This window comes from Vibrio sp. 10N.247.311.14 (assembly GCF_041467715.1).
GTDB classification, from domain to species: domain Bacteria; phylum Pseudomonadota; class Gammaproteobacteria; order Enterobacterales; family Vibrionaceae; genus Vibrio; species Vibrio crassostreae_C.
The window spans coordinates 19,206-40,540 of the sequence record NZ_JBFSVE010000052.1 but is presented as its reverse complement, the minus strand read 5'-3'; the positions used below and the strand labels follow the sequence as shown (position 1 = coordinate 40,540).

Annotated in this window: 18 protein-coding genes; 10 read left to right on the top strand and 8 right to left on the bottom strand. The window is 44.6% G+C overall.

Annotation, left to right across the window (positions count from 1 at the left end; all coding sequences use genetic code 11):
• Positions 1-140: 140 nt before the first annotated feature.
• Positions 141-1,337: an NO-inducible flavohemoprotein gene (gene hmpA, locus AB6F11_RS17380; protein WP_017062636.1), complete on the bottom strand. Its 1,197-nt coding sequence runs from the start codon at positions 1,335-1,337 to the stop codon at positions 141-143.
• Positions 1,338-1,705: 368 nt separating this feature from the next.
• Here hmpA and norR point away from each other — a divergent pair, with 368 nt between their 5' ends.
• Both norR and AB6F11_RS17370 read left to right on the top strand, forming a co-directional pair.
• Positions 1,706-3,298: a nitric oxide reductase transcriptional regulator NorR gene (gene norR, locus AB6F11_RS17375; protein WP_017062637.1), complete on the top strand. Its 1,593-nt coding sequence runs from the start codon at positions 1,706-1,708 to the stop codon at positions 3,296-3,298.
• An 89-nt stretch (positions 3,299-3,387) separates the two neighbouring features.
• Positions 3,388-3,747 (top strand): glutaredoxin, encoded by a 360-nt coding sequence (locus AB6F11_RS17370; RefSeq protein WP_017062638.1) that lies wholly within the window; start codon positions 3,388-3,390, stop codon positions 3,745-3,747.
• Between the two features lie 109 nt (positions 3,748-3,856).
• On the opposite strand, the gene AB6F11_RS17365 is transcribed toward AB6F11_RS17370, so the two are convergent.
• A complete protein-coding gene (locus AB6F11_RS17365) occupies positions 3,857-4,492 on the bottom strand; it encodes an OmpA family protein (protein ID WP_104216162.1) in 636 nt (211 codons plus the stop codon).
• A gap of 258 nt (positions 4,493-4,750) precedes the next feature.
• On the opposite strand from AB6F11_RS17365, the gene AB6F11_RS17360 reads away from it, so the two are divergent.
• The 6 genes from AB6F11_RS17360 to AB6F11_RS17335 all read left to right on the top strand — a co-directional run bounded on the left by AB6F11_RS17360 (position 4,751) and on the right by AB6F11_RS17335 (position 10,348).
• Positions 4,751-5,377, top strand: a complete 627-nt coding sequence (locus AB6F11_RS17360; protein WP_017062641.1) for a thioredoxin domain-containing protein — start codon at positions 4,751-4,753, stop codon at positions 5,375-5,377.
• A 76-nt stretch (positions 5,378-5,453) separates the two neighbouring features.
• Positions 5,454-5,927, top strand: a complete 474-nt coding sequence (locus AB6F11_RS17355; protein ID WP_017062642.1) for an FKBP-type peptidyl-prolyl cis-trans isomerase — start codon at positions 5,454-5,456, stop codon at positions 5,925-5,927.
• Positions 5,928-6,099: 172 nt separating this feature from the next.
• Positions 6,100-6,690 (top strand): TetR/AcrR family transcriptional regulator, encoded by a 591-nt coding sequence (locus AB6F11_RS17350; RefSeq protein ID WP_017062643.1) that lies wholly within the window; start codon positions 6,100-6,102, stop codon positions 6,688-6,690.
• A gap of 143 nt (positions 6,691-6,833) precedes the next feature.
• On the top strand, positions 6,834-7,865 hold the full coding sequence (locus AB6F11_RS17345) for an NADP-dependent oxidoreductase (RefSeq protein WP_104216161.1): 1,032 nt from the start codon (positions 6,834-6,836) through the stop codon (positions 7,863-7,865).
• A gap of 35 nt (positions 7,866-7,900) precedes the next feature.
• A complete protein-coding gene (locus AB6F11_RS17340) occupies positions 7,901-8,521 on the top strand; it encodes a glutathione S-transferase family protein (RefSeq protein ID WP_104216160.1) in 621 nt (206 codons plus the stop codon).
• Positions 8,522-8,671: 150 nt separating this feature from the next.
• The gene (locus AB6F11_RS17335; RefSeq protein ID WP_104216159.1) at positions 8,672-10,348 is read left to right on the top strand and encodes an RluA family pseudouridine synthase; all 1,677 of its coding nucleotides are present in this window, start codon (positions 8,672-8,674) and stop codon (positions 10,346-10,348) included.
• A gap of 166 nt (positions 10,349-10,514) precedes the next feature.
• Here AB6F11_RS17335 and AB6F11_RS17330 read toward each other — a convergent pair whose 3' ends face one another.
• From AB6F11_RS17330 to AB6F11_RS17320, 3 genes are all read right to left on the bottom strand, one after another.
• A complete protein-coding gene (locus tag AB6F11_RS17330; RefSeq protein ID WP_104216158.1) occupies positions 10,515-10,808 on the bottom strand; it encodes a YkgJ family cysteine cluster protein in 294 nt (97 codons plus the stop codon).
• 175 nt (positions 10,809-10,983) lie between these two features.
• Positions 10,984-12,168 (bottom strand): D-alanyl-D-alanine carboxypeptidase family protein, encoded by a 1,185-nt coding sequence (locus AB6F11_RS17325; protein WP_104216157.1) that lies wholly within the window; start codon positions 12,166-12,168, stop codon positions 10,984-10,986.
• A 178-nt stretch (positions 12,169-12,346) separates the two neighbouring features.
• Positions 12,347-12,934 (bottom strand): DUF4136 domain-containing protein, encoded by a 588-nt coding sequence (locus AB6F11_RS17320; protein WP_017064475.1) that lies wholly within the window; start codon positions 12,932-12,934, stop codon positions 12,347-12,349.
• A 268-nt stretch (positions 12,935-13,202) separates the two neighbouring features.
• Between AB6F11_RS17320 and AB6F11_RS17315 the strand changes: the two genes are divergently transcribed.
• Positions 13,203-13,457, top strand: coding sequence for a YgjV family protein (locus tag AB6F11_RS17315; RefSeq protein ID WP_017068159.1), 255 nt, complete (start codon positions 13,203-13,205; stop codon positions 13,455-13,457).
• A gap of 135 nt (positions 13,458-13,592) precedes the next feature.
• Here AB6F11_RS17315 and AB6F11_RS17310 read toward each other — a convergent pair whose 3' ends face one another.
• Entirely contained in the window at positions 13,593-15,056 is a 1,464-nt protein-coding gene (locus AB6F11_RS17310; RefSeq protein ID WP_104216156.1) for a sensor domain-containing diguanylate cyclase, read from the bottom strand.
• Between the two features lie 294 nt (positions 15,057-15,350).
• Positions 15,351-18,518, bottom strand: coding sequence for a chitinase C-terminal domain-containing protein (locus AB6F11_RS17305; RefSeq protein ID WP_104216155.1), 3,168 nt, complete (start codon positions 18,516-18,518; stop codon positions 15,351-15,353).
• A gap of 476 nt (positions 18,519-18,994) precedes the next feature.
• On the opposite strand from AB6F11_RS17305, the gene AB6F11_RS17300 reads away from it, so the two are divergent.
• Complete coding sequence (locus AB6F11_RS17300; RefSeq protein ID WP_017062653.1) at positions 18,995-20,581, top strand: BCCT family transporter; 1,587 nt, start codon at positions 18,995-18,997, stop codon at positions 20,579-20,581.
• Between the two features lie 128 nt (positions 20,582-20,709).
• Here AB6F11_RS17300 and AB6F11_RS17295 read toward each other — a convergent pair whose 3' ends face one another.
• Positions 20,710-21,072 (bottom strand): RidA family protein, encoded by a 363-nt coding sequence (locus tag AB6F11_RS17295; protein ID WP_017062654.1) that lies wholly within the window; start codon positions 21,070-21,072, stop codon positions 20,710-20,712.
• Positions 21,073-21,335 lie beyond the last annotated feature (263 nt).

The following is a 21,335-nucleotide window of genomic DNA, read 5'->3' as shown; positions in this document are numbered from 1 at the left end:
ACTGAGCCCGTAGAGGACTTTCACCTCCTAGATCAACGCCATGCTCGGCGCACAACCCAAAAAGGCCTCACACTGTGAGGCCTTTGAATAGGCAAGGTATTAATAGTTCAGGCGAGTGTTACTAGAAATGCCGAGACCTATTAGAAGTTAGCGTGAGGGCCGAATACTTCGTAGTGAACGCGTGAACGGTCAACTTTCATTGCATCTAGCTGCTCTACGATATTCTTCATGAAACCAACAGGACCACAGATGTAGAAATCGCTCTCTTCAAAGCCTTTAGTATCAGAGATAGACGCTAGATCCATTTGACCTTGATGCGTGTTTTCACATGCAGATTCATCTTTGTTCATGTACCACGTTTTCGCTTCCCAACCTTTGTCGGCAACAATATCTTTAACACGAGTCGTGAAAGAGTGTTGGCCTACGTTCTCACAAGCGTGAAGGTAAAGTACTGGCTCGTTTTTATCTTCCGTGTTTAGGAACTCAAGCATAGACTGCATTGGCGTTACACCAACACCTGCAGAGATAAGTGTTACTGGCTTGCTGCGCTCTTGATACATGAAGTCACCCGCTGGTGCGTATAGGCTAACCTCATCACCAACAGCAACCGTATCGTGTAGGTGGTTAGATACAACGCCTTGTGTCTCTTGGCCTTGTCCCTCACGTTTAACAGAAATACGGTATTGCTTGCCGTTTGGCTTATCAGACAGTGAGTATTGACGAATCTCGCTGTATTGAGAGCCTTCTGGTTTCACTTCGATACCGATGTATTGACCTGGTGTGTAATCCAGAACTTCACCGCCGTCTTTTGGCTGAAGGATAAAGCTTGTTACTAGCGCTGACTCTTCGATTTTGTCTGCAATCACAAACGCACGCGCTGCTTCCCAACCACCAACAGCTTGCTTACGCTGTAGGTAAAGTTCAGCTTCACGATCGATGAATACTTGCGCCAAGAATAGGTAAGCGGCTGTCCATGCTTCTTCCACTTCTGGAGTAAAGGCGTCAGCAGCTAGTTCACGTAATGTCTCAATCAGGTGCAAACCAACAATTTGGTAGTGCTCTGGTTGAATGTTAAAGCTTGTGTGTTTCTGAGCAATACGTTCAACGGCAGTTGTTAACGCTGCTAGATTTTCAATGTTCTTTGCATATGCCGCGATAGCTTCAAACAGTGCTACGCCTTGGCGACCTGTTCTTTGGTGAGTCATATTGAAGATATCTTTCAACTCAGGGTTATGCGTGAACATACGTTGATAAAAATGCTGAGTTAAAGCTGGGCCTGCGCTCTCAAGTAGAGGAATAGTAGATTTGATGATTTCGATATGTGCATTGTTAAGCATGAATTTACTCCGAACACTGAGCCTTATGACCTATATGTCATTTTGACTACTAAAAATTAAGAATGACTTATCGATTTTCTGAAACCTTAGTTATTTTTAGAAACTGAGTTATTTTGACTCGTTTTCATTTCAAAAAATCGCGAAACCTGATTAATGCAACCTGATTGATTGAGATCAAGAATAGTCTGTTTAATCAGCGCTATAATTGGGCTTCTCTGTATCTTCTGCACAATCAGTGCCAACTTTATCAATCCCCGTCATTACTGGTTTTCTTCTCAAAACTCATCTTATAAAAATGTCAAAAAGACCTTTTTTTTAAGTCAATAAGACTCTATTATGTAGATAAACACACACAGTTAGAGTTTTTTATGCAAGATATCTCCGCATCTACCCTCATGGAAATGACCATTGGCCTCGCAAGTGGTGTCAACGATCAAGATCGTTTCAATCGCCTGATCGATGCCATTCGCAAAACCATAACGTGTGATTGTGTCGCGCTTTTAAGCCTTCAAGGCGACACGCTAGTACCTATCGCAATGCAAGGGCTCAGCCGAGATACGTTCGGTCGTCGCTTTATCATTTCAGAACACCCACGGTTTGAAGAGATCTGCGCGTCTCGCTCTCCTGTTCGTTTCGATGCTGACAGCTCCTTACCCGATCCTTTCGATGGTTTGCTTATTGACCATGATGGCGATTTACCAATGCATGCTTGTATGGGCTTGCCTTTGCTATTTGGCGATAAGCTCTTAGGTATTCTGACTCTAGACAGCTTGAAACCTGATGTCTTCGCGAATATTCCGGCGCGTAACCTTGAAGTACTGGCAGCTATTGCAGCCTCAACCATGCAGATGGCACTGACCTTCTCGCAACTTGAGCATCAAGCAAAACAGTCAAAGCAATTACTCGAAGAATTGAACGTAGAAGCGTGGGAACGTGACGGCGGTGAGTTGATTGGTAACAGTGACACCATGGTCGCGCTTAAGAACGACATCGCTGTTGTAGCTCCATCTGAGTTTAATATCTTGATTCATGGTGACACCGGGGTTGGTAAAGAGCTTGTGGCTCGCACCCTGCACCACCAATCTCAACGTAAACGTAACCCACTCGTCTACGTAAACTGTGCTGCAATTTCTGAAAACTTAGTAGAGAGTGAACTGTTTGGTCACGTTCGTGGCGCGTTCACTGGCGCAGACAAAAACCGCTTAGGTAAATTTGCTTTAGCCGATGGTGGCACACTGTTCCTTGATGAGATTGGTGAATTGCCTTTGGCCGCTCAAAGTAAGCTCCTACGTGCGCTGCAAAACAACGAAATCCAACCGGTTGGCCAAGACAACATTCAAACCATTGATGTGCGAGTATTGGCAGCGACAAACCGAGATCTAAAACAAGAAGTTGAAGACGGTCGATTCAGAGCCGATTTGTACCACCGATTGAGTGTGTATCCTATCGCGGTGCCAGCACTGAAAGATCGTGGTGACGACATCAGCCTATTAGCGGGTTTCTTCTTAGAACAAGCGCGTCGTAAGCTTGGTATCAACCAAGTTAAGTTCCGCTCCGACGTTCTTTCTTTCCTAAACCGTTATGGTTGGCCGGGTAACGTGCGTGAACTTGAGCATGTGATCAGTCGTTCCGCATTGAAAGCGTTAGCGCGCAGCACCAATAAAAACCTGGTGACAATCACCAAGGAAGATTGTGGTCCTCTAGACCAAGATCAGCCAATTGCGACGACTCAGGTGAAAAACACACCATTATCGACACCAACGATCGACCTTTCTGCAGGGCTACGTGGTGCAACGGACGATTTTCAACGCAGTATCATTACTGAGGTGTTGGAAGATGCCAACTTTAACTGGGCACAAGCAGGGCGAGTTCTGAAAACAGACCGAGCAAATCTGACTCGACTGTCTAAGCGTTTAGGGCTAAATGTGGCTAAGTCTCATACGATCGAACGGACAAAATAGATATTAGCGGTTTGTTGCGAGCATCTGACAAAACTTGTGTATATAATGCTGCAAATTGTAACGCTAATTTTAAATATGTAGAGAGAGTTATGAAGTTTATCCGTTGGTTCTTAGGTCGTGTCATCTTGTTATTGAATTTTGTTTTCAGCCCACGTGGTGTGAAGCGTTCTCAAGAAGAACAAAGCAAAGTGAATGAGCAAGCAAAAACGCACACGTTATACCAATTCGAAGCGTGCCCATTTTGTGTGAAAGTGCGCCGCGCGATGAAACGTCAGTCGGTTCAATTTGAACTTCGTGATGCAAAAAACAACGAACAACACCGTGCTGAGCTTGAAGCTGGCGGCGGTCGTGTGAAAGTGCCTTGTCTACGTATCGAAAAAGACGGCAAAACTGAGTGGATGTACGAATCTTCAGATATCGTAACTTACTTAGAAAAGCAGTTTGCATAAGCAATAAAGCGACAAAATCTAGATACAAAAAATCCCTCGAATGTGAGGGATTTTTTATGTCTGTTATTTGGCGTTAATCGCTTCAAATTGGGAGCGAAAGTTCAAACCACTACTTCGCTACAATCAGCATCAATTCCACACGGCGGTTACACGCCTTGCCTTGCGCAGAAGCGTTGGTGCAAGCTGGTACGTATTCGCCAAATCCACGAGTATAAATGGAGCGACTCGACACATAGTTACTCTCTAATCGAGCCTTCACTTCTTTTGCTCGCTGCTCTGAAAGCGGATCATTGATTCGATCTGTGCCCGTATTATCGGTGTGCCCTTCAATCACCACATCAATATCTTGGCGTTGAGCAAGGTAGCTGCCTAGCGTATCTAACCATTGATTATAAGCTGGCTCGGGGAATGCTGAACCTGTTTTAAAGTTCACGTGCTGCTCAAGCTTTACCATCACATGGTTACCCGGCAACACTTCAAAATCGATGCGGTTTTGTCTTAAAAAGACTTCCAGTGGGTCGTTAGTCGAAACGCCACGTCCGTAGTTGGTCGTGATGGTTCTGTGTTGATGAGTGCTACTCTGGATAGAGTACCCACGATTGCTTGCTACATGAGTCGTTTGAACCACACCCCATTCAGGATGCATCAAGTCGTAATCGGTTTGTGGTGCAGTCTCTAGCATGTCACCGCCAAGTAAGTCAGTTGGTGACGTGGCTTCACACCCAGCCAAAGCTATGCTTAACATTATCGCTAAATATCTCATTACTTCACCAACCACTCATGCAGATAAACCATTCACTAATGTCTATATCGGCACCGAGGGAAAAACTTTAGACGAAAAGAAAGCAGAACCCAAAAAAGTGCTGTTGATCACAGTTAACCGTCTACTAGCTTGTGTTCAGCCGCTAGTTCGAACTGTTTGCATTTATTTACCTTATAATTGTTTTCCAATTCGTACTAAATAGTTAGAATCTCACGACTTCTCAACGCTAGAGCAAACATTATGTTTAAACCATTTACTAAATTCATCACAGCACTCGCTGCCGTACTCATTATCGCGGGTTGTAGTGAAACAGACGAGCCACAAAAAGGCGTTCAATACGAAGCGCTTCCTACTGCTCTAACAGAATTTAACTTGTCTCCGATCACTGAAATCTTCTCTCTTAACTGTGGTCACTGCCGTCAAATGGAAAGTGCCATTCCAGAGATTGAATCTCTAACAGACCAAACTATTGGCAAGATGCACGTGACGTTCAACGAAAGCGCTCAAATCAGCGCAATGATCTACTACACAGCAGTGATGCAGCTTGATGCGACGCCTGACCACGCATTCATGGACGACCTATTTGGTGCCGTTCAAATGGGTGCAGATGCAACACCTGAGCAGCGTCAACAAGCACTAGAGACAGCGTTTACTTCTCGTGGTTTGGTTAGCCCATACCAGCTGAATAAAGAACAGCAAGTCGCTCTTTTCGACTACGTTAAGCAAGCAGAAGAGATCTCAGTAAAAGGTCAGATCAACTCAGTACCAACCTTTATCATCAACGGTAAATACCAAGTACTAACAGCAGGTCACCAAGACGTTGCTGGCATTGCAAAAACGATCAACTACCTTTTGACTCAACCATAATCACGGCTTTAGTCAACTGATTAACACATTTTGTATTAACTACGAAATTCAGCACTCAATATAAATAGGTTTTACTATGTCTAAATTTGTCATCCCGGTCATTGTCTTTCTTTTGGCGGGTTTCATGATTTACCGTACTTGGACGAATCATAAGTCTGGCGGAGAAAACTTCGAACAAGGCCAACAATTTCTAATTGAAAACGGCACTAAAGAAGGCGTGATTACGACTGAAAGCGGTCTTCAATACCTTGTTCTTGAAGAAGGTACAGGCACAGAGCACCCAACTAAGAACAGCAAAGTAACGGTTCACTACCACGGTACGCTAATCGACGGCACTGTTTTCGACAGCTCTGTTGAGCGCGGCGAGCCAATCTCATTTGCTCTTAAGCAAGTAATTAAAGGCTGGCAAGAAGGTTTGACTTACATGGTTGAAGGCCAAAAAGTTCGTCTATTTATTCCAAGCACTCTAGCTTACGGTAAAGGCGGTTCAGGCCCTATCCCACCATCATCGACTCTGATTTTTGATGTAGAACTCATCTCTATCAAATAATCGAAGTTACTGATTTAAGCCCCAACATACGCGCTATGTCGGGGCTTTTTTATATCTGAACATTTGAAGCCTCTTTAGATATTGAGCTATTTAGCTACTGTAACAACGACCAAATATACCCTCGAAAACCGACCACTAGACGACTGGTCTAATTTAACTTATAGTACCGCCCATGAACGAAAAAACGAATGACACACGCCTGCATGTTTTAGATGTTGGCTACCAATTAATAGTGAACAACGGCTTTAACGGCGTTGGCTTATCGCAATTGCTTAAAGAAGCGGACGTGCCGAAAGGGTCGTTTTACCACTACTTTAAATCGAAAGAGCAATTTGGCGAGGCTCTGATCCAGCACTATTTTGAGACCTACATCAGCAGAGTTGAAACTATTTTGGTTCATGGTGAAGGCAACCATTACCAGAGAATTGTCAGTTATTTCACTCGATGGTCACAGATTGAAAACGGCACCTGCAATGCTCATAAATGCTTGGTCGTTAAACTCAGCGCGGAAGTTTCTGATCTTTCTGATCCTATGCGCCAAGCGCTATTAAAGGGTGCAGAAAAAGTGACGAATACCATCGAACAGTGCATTGTCGGCGGTATTGAAGATGGCTCCATAAAGGTTGAAGAGAGCCAAGAAGCAGCTCAGAACCTATACTCAATGTGGTTAGGCGCCAGCTTATTGAGCAAGCTGAGCCAAAGCTCACATAGCTTACAGTCAGCTTTGAGCCTTACCGAACGAATTTTAAAAGGTGAAAGCTAATAACGCGCAGCGCGCTTTATTGGCTTTAACTTAAAAAAATCACCCGCCCTCTTATCAATTTGATGACGGCGGGATTTTTAGACAACAAGACTAGACGACTGGTCTAATTCTAAATGTATAAAATACACAATTAAGGACATCCAATGACTCAACAAGACAATCGCCGAATCGTATTGGCTTCTCGCCCAGTTGGCGCACCGACTCAAGACAACTTCCGTTTAGAGACAGTAGCTGCGCCAAGCATCAAAGACGGCGAGATGTTACTTCGCTCAGTTTACCTTTCTCTAGACCCATACATGCGTGGTCGTATGAGCGATGCTAAATCCTACGCAGATCCCGTTGCGATTGATGAAGTGATGGTAGGCGCAACCGTATGTCAGGTTGAAGAATCAAACCACGCTGATTACGAAATTGGCGAGTGGGTACTGGCTTACACAGGTTGGCAAGATCTTGGTGTGTCTAACGGTGAAGGCCTTATCAAACTAGGTAAAGAACCAACGCACCCTTCTTACGCGCTTGGCATCATGGGTATGCCTGGTTTTACTGCTTACATGGGCTTGCTTGATATCGGCCAACCTATAGAAGGCGACACGCTAGTCGTTGCAGCAGCAACAGGTGCTGTAGGCGCAACCGTTGGACAAATCGGCAAACTAAAAGGCTGTCGTGTTATCGGCGTTGCAGGCGGTCAAGAGAAGTGTCAGTACGCGAAAGAGATTCTTGGCTTTGATGAATGCATCGACCACAAAGCTGACGACTTCGCGGAGCAATTGGCTAAAGCGTGTGACAACGGCATCGACGTTTACTTTGAAAACGTTGGCGGCAAGGTATTCGATGCAGTAATGCCTCTGCTTAACACAGGTGCTCGTATTCCTGTGTGTGGCCTTATCTCTCAATACAATGCGACTTCACTGCCTGAAGGACCAGATCGTATGTCTAGCCTGATGGGTATGCTGCTTGTTAAAAGAATTAAGATGCAAGGTTTCATCATCTTTGATGACTACGCACACCGTTACAACGAATTTGCTGTTCAAATGACAGAATGGTTGTCTCAAGGCAAGATGCACTATCGTGAGCACCTGGTTGAAGGTCTAGAAAATGCGCCACAAGCATTCATGGGCCTATTGGAAGGTCAGAACTTCGGTAAGCTTGTTATCAAAACGAACGAAGCTAAATAAATTCAATAAACTGAACCCGTTAACTAGGTAGAATCATGATTACTTTGCATCACCTGAATAAGTCGCGCTCAAAGCGCATCATCTGGCTATTGGAAGAGCTTGGGGTAGATTACCAAATCAAACCCTACCAACGAGACAGTGTCAATTTTCTTGCACCACCAGAACTCAAATCCATTCACCCATTGGGTAAATCTCCTGTCATTGAAGACGATGGCGTCGTGATCACTGAATCTGGTGCTATCACGGAATACCTAATCGACAAATACGGTCAGGGTAAGTTCGCACCTACACGCGGCACCGCAAACTACGTTGAGTATTCGCAATGGCTTCACTTCGCTGAGAGTTCAGGTATTTTGCCAATGCTGCTTAAGATCTTTGTAATGAAGGACGGCTGTGAAACTAACTTCCTAGGCGGTTATGCAGACGATGAAAACCAAAAGATCTTAACTTACGTGAATAATGCACTTGAAGGTAAAACCTACTTGGTTGCAGACACACTAACAGGTGCAGATTTTATGATGTCGTTCATCGTAGAAATCGTGGGTAACTTTGGTGCAACTGCGCTTTACCCTAACATCGCTAAATACGGTGAACTTTTAAAGAGCCACCCTGCTTACCAAAAAGCTGAGCAAGTAGAGCTAGAACACTCGAACTGATCGAGTTTCACTCAAACACGTGCTTGCTAGAGTAAACACAAGAAACTAAATGAAGCCAAAGCCGATTTATCTTCTGCTTTGGCTTCTCATTTGTCTTCATTTCGACAACAATACCGAACTCTAACTGAACAGCCATAGAGTTTGATCTTAATGCCAACAAACCTCGCTCAATACACACCTCTGCACCTAGCAAACACGAATGTCGATTTAGCGCTACCGACTCGTTTTACGTTTCCGTATTACTATACCCCGCACCCTGTGTGTGAATTCGCTATGCTGCAGCTTCAGCAATCACTTGTCGACTGTGGTGTGAATGAAACCTCGCAAGGTAATCTCTACGCTGTGCTTCTTGTTCAGAATCCAACCACACAAGGGTTAGGTTACCTTTCTGCGTTTTCAGGCTTGCAGTTAGATCCGGCTTTGGTCTCTCAGTTAAACAACATTCACTTTGTTCCACCAGCCTTCGATTCAAAACAGTTTCAATCTCAAAACAGTGCGAACCTTGCTCGACAATTGCAGCTCTCGGACGACATTGAAAAGCTGCAACAGTCGCACAATCTAGACACATTATTGGCCGAGCTTGAAGGGTTAAAAATCGAATCAGCAAAAGCTATCGAAGCCTTTCAGTTAGCAATGGCCGCAAACAAAGCTCAGCGTAACGAACTCAGAGAACAAGCCAATCAAGAAAAAGCATTAGGGAATCTAGAGTCAGCGGCGAATTTGCTCAAACAACTGGGCAATCAAAGTAGCCAAGAGAAACGTGACCTAAAAGCACTTCGTATTGAGTGGAAACAGAAGATCGCAGAGCGCCAATCACAAATTGATTTGATTGAAAGCGAACTGAAAAACCGTAAGCAAGATCACCAAGCAGTTTCACAACAGTTGGAAACTCAACGCCTCTCTCACTATCGCTTTATCAATCAAGCCAAGCAATCTAAGAATTTACTCGAGTTGCTCGATGGTAAAGACGCGCTCGAAGGCTCTGGTGAATGCTGCCTACCTAAGTTGCTTAACTTTGCGTTTGAACACGGGTTCAAGCCGTTAGCTTTGTCTGAATTTTGGTGGGGATTACCGCCTACAGATATCATTCGACAACACGCAAACCTCTACCCTGTTTGTCAGAGTAAAAGCTTTGAGATCCTCGAACACCAGCTAAGTGGCATAGAGCTAGAAGATAACCCGCTTATCGTGAACCCTGCGGTTGGTAAGTCTTTTAATATTGTTTATGAAGACGATGAAATCGTAGTCGTCAATAAGCCTGAAGAGTTCTTGTCGGTTCCCGGTAAGTTCATCGAAGATTCAGTTTATACCCGCATAAAAGCGCGTTACCCGGATGCGACTGGTCCTTTGATTATCCATAGGTTGGATATGTCGACGTCAGGTTTGTTGATCTTGGCGCTCACGGCGGAATCAAACAAGCATATTCAGAAGCAGTTCATTAATAGAACCGTAGAGAAACGCTACACCGCTTTGTTAGATGGCGAGATAACGGGCGAACCTGGCAATATCAGCCTTCCTTTGCGCGGCGACATCACGGACAGACCAAGACAACTGGTTTGTCACCAACACGGCCGAAATGCAGAGACCCATTGGCAAGTGGTTAGCACTCACAATGGCAAAACCAAGGTTCACTTGTACCCTAAAACAGGGCGAACCCACCAGCTGCGAGTGCACTGTGCTCATCCATTAGGGCTTGGTGTACCTATTCGTGGTGACGACTTATACGGATACAAACGCGAGCGCTTACACCTGCACGCTGGCTACTTAAAGTTGATTCACCCGACAACCGGTGAATGGATGGAGTTTGAAGTGCCTTCCGAGTTCTAAACTCTAACTTATCGAGCTAAGACTCTTATCTCACTCAATATTTGATCTCATAAAACGCATCAAGGTTCTACAACTGCTTAAGGTATAGAACCCTGATATTTAATTTTAATGTGGTTATCACAGTTCATTAGCGTACTTTAGTTACTGAGTTCAATACTGCAGACGCCTAGCCCATCACATCTTTGCGCTGGTCAACACATTCGAAAGAGCCCATTTCGAACTCGCGACAGATCCATGGTCGGTTTTCGTAGATAGTACACATCAGTGTTTCTCTATCTACCGCAGAACACCAGCCGTCGTCTAAGCGATTCATGGTTTCACCGCCCCATTCATCATAAGCGATGTGCTCTTCAGGTACGCCCGTATCTGTGATGATCATAACCTCTAAACGACAACAGCATGCCTGACAATTTGCACAGGTTACTTCGGGTTCGGTTACGTTCTTTATATCTATCGTCATAAGTGACTACACTGCTAAATTTTGCGTATAGTAATCGAAACCGCCCGCTACGGCTAATAAAGATAGTGCGGCGCGGCGTTTTCATTGATGTAGAAATAACAAAGGGCGCTGTGATTCACTCACAACACCCATAATATTTCGACTTTTCAGCGCGGCTTATCGCCACAGGCTCTATTTAGAACAGGCTCGCGAAGAACAGCTTAACGTAGTCTATTAAACGTTTGAACAAACCGCCCTGTTCAACCGCTTCAAGCGCGATCAAAGGCTGAGTTTGAACATCTTCGCCATCAACGGTGTAATGAACCATACCTAGAGTTTGACCTTCTGCAATTGGCGCTTTCAGTTCAGAGTTAAGCTCGATAGATGCAGTCAGCTTTTTACTGTCTGACTTAGGCAACGTAATGAACGTGTCTTCTGCCACACCTAATTTCAATGTGTCTTGCTCACCAAACCATACCTTCTCTTCAGCCACTTGATCGCCGCCTTTATGCGGGTTTAGTGTATCGAAGAAACGGAAACCGTAGCTCAACAGCTGTTTGCTGTCTGATTCACGGCTCTTAACGCTTGATGCGCCCATCACAACCGCGATAAGTCTCATCTCACCTTGTGTCGCTGAACTCGCCAAACTGTAGCCAGCACCAGAGGTGTAGCCCGTTTTCATGCCATCAACGGTTAAGCTTCTATCACGCAACAAGCCATTACGGTTATGTTGAGTGATGCCGTTGTAACTGAAAGAGCGTTCGCTGTATAAGCCATACACATCCGGTAAATCACGAATAATGGCACGACCGAGTAACGCGATATCGTAAGGAGTCGAATAGAGGTCGTCTGCATCCAAACCATGTGCATTGGCAAAATGGGTGTTTTCTAGCTTCAGAGAGGTAGCCCAAGAGTTCATCAGGTCAACGAATGCATCTTGTGAGCCTGCAACATGCTCTGCAATCGCAACGCTAGCATCATTACCGGATTGAATAATCAAGCCACGATAAAGATCCATCATTGCTACATCGGTGTTTACTTCGATGAACATTTTTGAAGAGTCTGGGAAGTTCTTCGCCCACGCGTTCTCACTGATTCGTACCTGATCATCAGCAGAGATGTTGCCTCGCTTCATCTCTTGACCTGCCACATAACTGGTCATCAGTTTGGTCAAGCTTGCTGGGTTTAACTTCGTATGTGCGTTTTTTTCTACCAGCACATCACCAGAATTAAAATCAATTAACACATACCCTTTTGCGCCTAGGCTAGGTGGGCTTGGTACTATAGAAGGTGCTGCGATAGCTGCATTACTTACCATCGCGGCGTTACTTACAATGAATATACTTAATAGAGGGAGAGAGTATTTGGAAAACAGTTTCATTGAATCAAACCTAAGTTAACGTTTTGAGCAGTATAGACAAATGCTAGCAAAAGAAGCGCGAACTTTACGTTGCTTTACGTATTTGTACCATTCGTTACAAATAAAAAAGTATAATCTGCGATCTGACCATATTTTCCACAACTAATATTTACTCCACGAATGCATTCAACGCCTAATGCTATCGCTCAGGCATGCGTCTAAATAACATTTCAACAAAGCCAGTAATACGCTGTTTGCTCTCGCTTGGCTCTAAATCAGGTTGGATGCCAGACTGTGCTAATGCTTGCCATTGTACGACCTCTGAGTTAGGTACGAAAAACGCAATGTACAACGACCCTTTCTCCGCGACTTTACCTTCACCATCGTAAAATGGCACACCAGTAGATAGCTTAATCGCATCGAAGATAGACTCATCGTTCAGTTCCGATTCTTCCGCTAATCCAAAGCCTACAACAACATCACCGACACCATCCTGCTTTAACTGATAACCTTTACTTGAGAGCTGTTCTTGAATCGAATCACGCACTAAATCGGTTACCACGGTTTCATCGTATTTTTGAGAAAGGTAAACCTTTTCTGACTCAGGGTGCCAGGAGTACGTCATCACGCCGTGTTTCATGAAACCAAAGTCACCGCTAGTGACCACACCATAATTGTGTGTGGGTGGTATTTCTTGCGTAGAGCATGCGGTCAGCCCAATAGCCATCAAAGCCAATAGTGCTGCTTTTTTTATGCTTTTTGTTGCACAAATGGATCGTTTTATCATTCGAGGCTTCCTTACCTATATAAGAATAACTATCAATTCAACCTCCAACATAAATAGTAATTATGTTAATAGAAAGGTCATTAAACGTTTGCGTAATCGCTAACCTTCACCTCTGTCTGTTTTGGGGGTTTAATCACAAAAACAGAGTTGGTATAGTTCTCCCCGTTAAACAAAACCAGACCATTCGAGGCACGGAGCTTCCTCAATCATCTCATGAAGAGAAGAATTGGTACCGACAAAGTATCGGCAAATTTAAGAGGGTCAAACAATGGAATTCAATATGGTTGAAATTTTAGGTTACGCTGCGTCTATTATGGTCGCAATTTCATTAACAATGAAAGATATCGTTCGTCTGCGTGTCCTTAACTTTATTGGCTGTGCACTCTTCACAGCATACGGCATCATGATTGACGCATGGCCAGTTGCAGCCACCAACGGCTTTATCGCTTGTGTAAACATCTACTTCCTTGCAAAAATGCAAAAGGAAAAAAAAACGGAAGCGATGAAAGCAGCGAAAGCTTAAATTAACGATTAGCCTTTCAAATAATTCTGAAAAAGCCCAAATAGAGCGATCTATTTGGGCTTTTTTGTGTTTGTCGTTCTCAAGAGCTCGATTTGTGTGAACAAAACTTTTCAATTCAATGAGGCTTTCAACCGATCATATGTAAGCAACGTGATATTCGTTCTCTCGATACGCTTGAGTGTTGTTACGTCCACTCTCTTTTGCTTGATAAAGCGCTTTGTCGGCTTTATCGATAGCGGTTTCAATGTCAGTCAGTGCTTGAGCATGGCAACAACCAGCGCTGATTGTTACTGGCGACACTAAGCCTTGAAGTTGCTCAACACATAACCGTAACGCCTCTGATAATTCGAATAACTCATGTTCATCACAATCAAACGTCACCAAAATAAACTCTTCACCGCCATAGCGCGCAATCAAGCGACGACGATTAACAAATCTCTTAAGTGACTTTGCGACCGCACAGATAACCCTATCGCCTTGAGCATGACCATATTGATCGTTGACCCGTTTGAAATGGTCAATATCAAGCAAAATGACGCCGACATTCGTTATCGGATAAGGTGACTTCTGAGTAATTTTCAGTTTTAGCTGCTCGATAAAACTCCGTCGACTAGGAAGCCCAGTAAGGTAATCGAGGCTAGCCACATCCAAGATTCTAAGATGACGATGCCGCAGGTAAAGCACCAACACGACAATAATGCTCAACAAACTTACAACCAAAGCCATCAAGCTAATAAACAATAGGCTATGATTTTGATTAAGCTCTTGCTCTAAGATACCTGCAGAAATGACCCAATTAAGATAAGGGTAAAACTTATAGAAGATTTTTTTGTTGGTCGTGCCACTATCACTGGAAATCGAGTAACTGAATTGACCTTCTGGTTTGGTGGCGATTCGATCAATAAGCAGTTCAGACGAGTAGCCTATTAAGGATTTCAATGATTTGTGCTCATAATCTGGATGAAGCACTAAGTTACCCTGCAGATCGACAATGTACACATATCCGCTATCACCAAACGCATACTTTCTAAGTTTATCTTTTAAACCTTCAAGATCGACCAAATACATCAATTCTTCTTTATAGGTCGTCGCAACCAAAGTATTACCACTCGGTAGCCTCATCGAATAAGCGACTTTGGCTCTGCGGCTTATCTCATGAGGGTTAGCGTGAAAGTACTCGATCATGCCAGAGTCAATAGTGAGCTGTTTTTGGATATGAGTAAGATGCCCACGCTTCTGACCTTGCAAGAATGGATGGTAGAGATGGACGCCTTGGGGTGACATCAAATAGATATAACCCGATTGTCCAATATGCAATTCACGGGCAATTTGGCTTACCTGTTCAACTTCTTGTTCTGGCGTGGTATGCCATACATGAGACGCAACGGTATCCGTAATTCCTTTAAGATATGTCTTTATCGCCTCATTAACTGTGGTGTCGACAATATCGTAACTCGCGTTCACAATCGTACGAAAAAACAGTTGGTTAGATTCCAACAATGACCTTTCAGTTCGATTAAATTGAAAGGCAGAAAGAATCATCGACACGACGGCGAGCGCAATTGAAAAATTAAGAATGTATTTACGTCTGACTTTCAAGATTACCCCGTAGATTTATAATTTCAGGTAACGCTGTGACTTCTCTTATATACAGACTGTTTTATATCATGTTTTTATTTTTTACTGAACGAGTGTCGATATTTTTAAGGGTTTCTATACGTAATCTGTGACTTATAACAAAAACGCCGAACTGGATTCAGTTCGGCTTTTTGATTTTACGTCTAGATTGATTACTTAATTGATACTAATTCCTGATAAATAGACTTAAAAGCATTTGTGTTTATTACCTATTACTACACTCTATTGTCTATAAATAGTTTGCTTAGCATTAAATTAAGAACAAACTTGAGTCCAGCTACCATCGCTACCCGGTTCAGAACTTGTCCACCAGTTTGCTTGGTAAACACTACCGTTGTGAACCACTTGGTCTCCTGTGTTTGCATGGCTTGGGTTACCTGCCCAATCTTTCTGAGGTAAGTCTGGGTAAACCGCTAAACCTGCCGTATCACATGTACCTGGATTGGTGCCACCATCGCCAGGGTTACCGCCACCTGAACTGATATCACCTAATGGTAGATCTGGCTGCTCGAAGCTAAACGCGTAATCAACGCCACCGACATTCACCGCGTAGTTAGCAGGGCCAGAAATTGGCAAGTAATACACCATGTCTAACTCATACACACCGCCAGCAGGAAGCTCTTCCCATGTCGGCAACGTAAACGCCACTCGGTGCATGGTTCCATCTAGTCCACCGATGTTATCCGCGCGAGTATGACCTGAAGCAATCACTGTCAAACCACCACCCGATTGATCTTTCGCGTTATCAGGTGCAGATACTGGGATATCGAATTGGAACTCAGTTCCACCCGGAAGAGCTTGCCCTGTGTTGTTCGTGAACGTGATCTTAGGGTTGATTGGGTAGTTTTGGTCACCGACTTTGAAGCCACCAACCGATACCGCGATATCTAGCGCTTCTGTTGGAATAGCACCCGTCGCTACTTTGTTTCCATATGGTGTTGCAGACTTAAACTTATCGTAGATAGCTTTCGTCATGGTGTTACCCATGTGGAACTCACCGTTACCGCTGTTACACGCTTGCTCAGTCGTATCGATAGAGCTTCGGTTGCCATTCGCATCGAGAACATAACAGTTATAATCCCCTGCTAGTTCCCAGAACATAATGCCGCCGATCTCTTTGTCGATAACGTAGTCCGCTTTCACGTCGATAGACTGTTTATCTTCTGTTGAAAGGAATACGCCCTTCTCTGCGTTCCACAACCAAGGGGCAACCGCCACACTGTCGTAGTTTCTCGTGTAAGTGCCCGTTAGAACATCTGAAGGATCATTCACAGGATCAAGCTTGTAAGCTTCAGCGTAAGAGCCCCAAATACCCTTCTCTAGGTTCTTCGCGTGCCACATAGGGTTAGAACCCGCGCCCATTTCGTTACCTTTTGGATCGGTATCGTGCCACATGTTGTCGATACCAATAGCGCCATGGCCACAGTTGTTTTTCTCGCCTTCACCCGTACCCGCTGAACATTCATATTGGTTTGGCAGTGCTGCTCGGCCCCAAAGACCATTCTCACCACCCGTTACGCCTTGCCAACCACGAGTGTAGTAAGGCACACCGATGTTAATACGGCCTGCTGGCATAGAACCACGGAAGTAATGGTAAGCCCAATCCGTGTTCAGATAACCAATACCACCGTAAGCCGCCGTGTCGTATACGTTCCACTGCGCTAGCTCTGAATCTTTACCCGTATCAAACAAGGCTGCGTTATGACCTACGTGATCGTTCCACGCACCGTGAAGGTCGTAAGACATGATGTTTACGTAATCGAGGTACTTGGTTACATCGAATGTTTCCATACCGCGTAATAGGTAACCAGAAGAAGGCGCTGCGATCGTTAACATGTAGTGATTGCCATCTTGCGCAGACGCCGCATCGAGCTTCTCACGTAGCACTTTCATCAACACTTGGTACGACGCCCACAGGTATTGACGACGCGGCTCCATGAAGTCTTTGTCGTATGGGTTACCTGCGCCAGCCATAGAAGTTGGGTATTCGTAATCGATATCTAGACCATCGAACTGGTACTTACGCAGCATTTCGACCGCTGAAGTCGCGAATGTTTCGATACCTTGATGGTTGATAGAACCATCAGCATTGGTCGTCATGGTGTAGAAACCACCATCAGCCACGCGGCTGCCATCAGTCGCGAAGTGACCACCTGTTTCAGCCCAACCACCGATTGAGATTAACGTTTTCACGCCGTGTTTTTTCTTCGCTGTCGCTAATGCACCGAAGTGACCTTTGAAGCCTAATGCCGGATCAACTTCCACACCCGGCCACTCTTTACCAACCGCTGCGTTATTTGGATCGTTTACATCACCGACGTTTACTTTGCCATCTGAACCGATGCTCACGAAAGCGTAGTTAATGTGTGTGAGTTGTTCCCAAGGAATATCATTTACTAGGTAAGCAGCTTGTGGGTCATCCCCTGCACGCCAACTTGTGAAGTAACCAATGACACGACGGGGATGGTCTGCGCCCATTTTCTCACGGCCTTCATCATCGTAAATTGTACAGTAAGGAACATCGACACCTTGAGTTTGATATAAGCCATCAGGGCGACATGTGCTCACTGTTGGAGCGCCGTTCACGGTCAAAGATGCCAACGCAGAATCTGCAGTCGCACCTTGGTCGTCTGTTGCTTTCGCGTAAACCGCTAAAGAACCCGCTTTAGTTGTTGTGTAATCTAACGTGTAAGGGCTCGTTGCAGCAGTGCCCACAAGAGCACCCGCTACGTAGAAATCAACCTTATCAACCGTGCCATCGCTATCTGCTGCCGTTGCTGTCAGTGTGACTACACCACCAACATCAACAGATGTCACTGAAAGTGCAACTGAAACTGTCGGTGCTTCATTCCCTGGTTGTGCTGAATCAACAGAAACAGAAACCGCACTTGCAACACTTGCTGCGCCTTCATTATCCGTTGCAACAACAGAAACCTGATGATTACCCGACGTTGCAGCCCAAGTCGCTTCGAAAGGTGCCGCTGTGACTACCGCAACAGATGCGCCATCAACAAAGAACTCAACCGAAGCCACACTGCCATCAGAATCTAGTGCTGTTGCACTCAATACAACATTATCGCCTTCAGTAATCACGTCAGAAGCAGAGGGTGCCGTTAATGAAGCCGTTGGTACTTCATTTGGCGTACCGCCACCTCCGCCACCACTACACACATCAATCTTTTTCCATTGTGCATAGTCACCCTCAAATTGGCTCGGGTTGTTATTTTGATTCCAGTAATTCGCTGAGTACGCGCTGCCGTCATGTGAAACCTGATCACCACCGGTGTACACCGTGGCGGAATCCCACGCTTCTAACGTTGAACAATCCACAGCCGCGTAGCTGTTGAACGCCATTAAGCATGACGCGGTGAGAGTACTGAGTGTAAAAACTTTCTTGGCCACTCTTCCTTGGTTTAGGTGCATGTTAGCTGTCCCTTAAGTTATTGTTTCAAGATGCTTAATTTAAGTGTCATATTTCTCATCACTTAAATCTCTTCGCAAAACAACTGTAGGTAACAGTGCCAATTTAACACCTAAAATATTCGATATTTATAAAATGACTCGCATTAATTTGTTTATAGCATGCAATGAGTCGACACTTATTTTGCACGAACAACTAATATTAAATTTATTTCGGTACGCTAAAAAATATCGCCTAATTCGTATCCTTAATTACAAAACTCTATTCATATCTGCTTTATTTGTTCGTTCTGAAATTTCGTTTTAAAACTAACCAAAAGGGATTGATTTCGCCGTAGAACTGATTTCTTTTCTAAATTTGCCCACTTTTTCTTAACAATTGTGGTAGTATCGCGGATTTTTTTGACGAACCTCACATTTCCAATGCAAGTGTGGGAGAAATACATAGGCTCGAAAGAGCCAAATATAGCGAAGAAATAATGTCCAACTTGACGCAAGTCGCCAACGAAAACATCAACGCAGAATCTACTTCTATCGATTTCAATAAAGCTCAATCTTTGGGTGAAAAACTGGAACTCGGAAACCCAGTCTTTTGGCTTAGTGGCAGTTTTTTAACCCTCTTTGTCATCCTAGCCTTCACCAACACCTCCGTGTTGTCCGAACTTGTAAACATCGGCTTTAGTTATTCAACTAAGTGGTTCGGTGCTTTCTGGCAAGTCCTACTACTTCTCAACTTCATTATCGGTTTAGTGCTTGCACTAGGTCGCACCGGCCACGTTCGCTTAGGAACGCTTGCCCTACCTGAAATGACCACCTTTAAATGGATGTCTATCGTCCTATGTACGCTGCTAGCCGGCGGTGGTGTGTTCTGGGCAGCCGCAGAGCCTATCGCTCACTTTGTTTCAGCTCCGCCACTGTATGGCAACGCAGATCCTCAAGCGATGGCGTTCAATGCTCTATCACAATCTTTCATGCACTGGGGTTTCCTTGCATGGGCAATCTTAGGTGGTTTGTCTTCCATCGTGTTAATGCACTTGCATTACGACAAAGGCCTTCCTCTTAAGCCTCGCACTCTGCTTTACCCAGTACTTGGCGACAAAGCGATTAACAGTTGGGTTGGTAACGTTGTCGACGCATGCAGCATCGTGGCTGTAGCCGCAGGTACTATCGGCCCTATCGGCTTCCTTGGCCTACAAATCAGCTACGCACTGAGCGAACTGTTTGGCATTTCAGACAGCTTTGCAACTCAAAGTGTTGTTATTATCTTTGCTATCGCAATGTACACGCTTTCTGCTTTGAGCGGCGTGAACAAAGGTATCCAACTGGTAAGCCGTTACAACATCATCTTGTCTGTGTGTCTAATCGGCTACATCCTTCTTGTTGGCCCAACGAGCTTCATCGTTGATGGCTACCTGCAAGGTATGGGCGAAATGGTTGATAACTTCATCCCAATGGCGCTATACCGCCAAGATACAGCGTGGCTAGGTGGTTGGACGGTATTCTTCTGGGGTTGGTTCTTAGGTTATGGCCCAATGATGGCTATCTTCATTGCTCGCATCTCACGTGGCCGTACTATTCGCCAAATGATCGTTTCTATCAGCATCGTTGCACCGCTTGTAACGTGTTTCTGGTTCAGCATCGTTGGTGGTAGCGGTTTAGCGTTTGAATTAGAGAACCCAGGTGTGATCTCTAGTGCATTCGAAGGCTTTAACCTTCCTGCTGTGCTACTGGCCATTACCGCTCAACTGCCGTTCCCGACTTTGATTGCAATTCTGTTCCTGATCCTGACGACCACGTTCATCGTGACAACAGGTGACTCAATGACTTACACAATCAGTGTGGTAATGACGGGTACGACAGAGCCAAACGCAGCGGTACGTACCTTCTGGGGTATCATCATGGGTGCGGTAGCGATCACACTTATCTCGATGGGTTCAGGCGGCATCTCCGCTCTACAGTCGTTCATTGTAATCACAGCGGTTCCGGTATCGTTTATCTTGCTCCCGTGTCTATGGCACGCGCCGAAGATCGCGAAGCAGATGGCAAGAGATCAAGGTATCGCTTAATACCTGACCCGATTTAGTTTCGGGTAGCGTAGAACACTAAAAAGCCACTCAAGTGATTCACCTGAGTGGCTTTGTTTTATCTGTTCGTTACTTCTATCTACGAAGCTTATTTCAATCGATAGTTCGGCTTATTGAAACTTTTCACCCGCAGCAACCATAAACGACATCTCAACCAGTAGCTCAGGATTAGCAAGTTCTGCTTTCACGCATGCACGGCTTGGCGCGCAGCCTTCAGGGAACCACGCTTCCCAAACTTCATTGAGTGCATCAAAGTTAGCGAAATCCGTGAGATAAATAGTCACTGACAATACGCGAGATTTGTCGCTGTCTACCAAACTCATCATTTCTTCGGCTTGTTCGAAGATTTGCTGAACCTGACTCTTAATTCCTGCTGTTGTATCCGTCTCTGCCACTTCCACAAAGCTTGCAATACCGTTAAAAACAGTTACATCAGACCAACGTTTGGTCGGGTTAATTCTATGAATTTTCACTGGTTATACTCTTCTTATAATTAGGGTGAACATCAGCGTAATCTAATCCAAATCATGAATATTGAAAACAAAAATTAGAAAGCTCGCGTTACCTTTTGAACAGCACTATCGCCTACCCATTGCTTTGGTTCTCAACATCACTAGCCTTTGAGTTCCTATCGAGACAATAAGTCGCTACCTATTAAGTTTTTAGATAAATATATTAATTATTATTCTCAATGCGAAATTTAATCTGAGCTATTGCGGTCATATTCAGGGAGTTT

What these genes read in the sequence shown, in the direction of transcription:
- hmpA (WP_017062636.1), bottom strand. Translation starts at nt 1,337, where the DNA reads ATGCTTAACAATGCACATATCGAAATCATCAAATCTACTATTCCTCTA.
- norR (WP_017062637.1), top strand. Translation starts at nt 1,706, where the DNA reads ATGCAAGATATCTCCGCATCTACCCTCATGGAAATGACCATTGGCCTC.
- AB6F11_RS17370 (WP_017062638.1), top strand. Translation starts at nt 3,388, where the DNA reads ATGAAGTTTATCCGTTGGTTCTTAGGTCGTGTCATCTTGTTATTGAAT.
- AB6F11_RS17365 (WP_104216162.1), bottom strand. Translation starts at nt 4,492, where the DNA reads ATGTTAAGCATAGCTTTGGCTGGGTGTGAAGCCACGTCACCAACTGAC.
- AB6F11_RS17360 (WP_017062641.1), top strand. Translation starts at nt 4,751, where the DNA reads ATGTTTAAACCATTTACTAAATTCATCACAGCACTCGCTGCCGTACTC.
- AB6F11_RS17355 (WP_017062642.1), top strand. Translation starts at nt 5,454, where the DNA reads ATGTCTAAATTTGTCATCCCGGTCATTGTCTTTCTTTTGGCGGGTTTC.
- AB6F11_RS17350 (WP_017062643.1), top strand. Translation starts at nt 6,100, where the DNA reads ATGAACGAAAAAACGAATGACACACGCCTGCATGTTTTAGATGTTGGC.
- AB6F11_RS17345 (WP_104216161.1), top strand. Translation starts at nt 6,834, where the DNA reads ATGACTCAACAAGACAATCGCCGAATCGTATTGGCTTCTCGCCCAGTT.
- AB6F11_RS17340 (WP_104216160.1), top strand. Translation starts at nt 7,901, where the DNA reads ATGATTACTTTGCATCACCTGAATAAGTCGCGCTCAAAGCGCATCATC.
- AB6F11_RS17335 (WP_104216159.1), top strand. Translation starts at nt 8,672, where the DNA reads ATGCCAACAAACCTCGCTCAATACACACCTCTGCACCTAGCAAACACG.
- AB6F11_RS17330 (WP_104216158.1), bottom strand. Translation starts at nt 10,808, where the DNA reads ATGACGATAGATATAAAGAACGTAACCGAACCCGAAGTAACCTGTGCA.
- AB6F11_RS17325 (WP_104216157.1), bottom strand. Translation starts at nt 12,168, where the DNA reads ATGAAACTGTTTTCCAAATACTCTCTCCCTCTATTAAGTATATTCATT.
- AB6F11_RS17320 (WP_017064475.1), bottom strand. Translation starts at nt 12,934, where the DNA reads ATGATAAAACGATCCATTTGTGCAACAAAAAGCATAAAAAAAGCAGCA.
- AB6F11_RS17315 (WP_017068159.1), top strand. Translation starts at nt 13,203, where the DNA reads ATGGAATTCAATATGGTTGAAATTTTAGGTTACGCTGCGTCTATTATG.
- AB6F11_RS17305 (WP_104216155.1), bottom strand. Translation starts at nt 18,518, where the DNA reads ATGCACCTAAACCAAGGAAGAGTGGCCAAGAAAGTTTTTACACTCAGT.
- AB6F11_RS17300 (WP_017062653.1), top strand. Translation starts at nt 18,995, where the DNA reads ATGTCCAACTTGACGCAAGTCGCCAACGAAAACATCAACGCAGAATCT.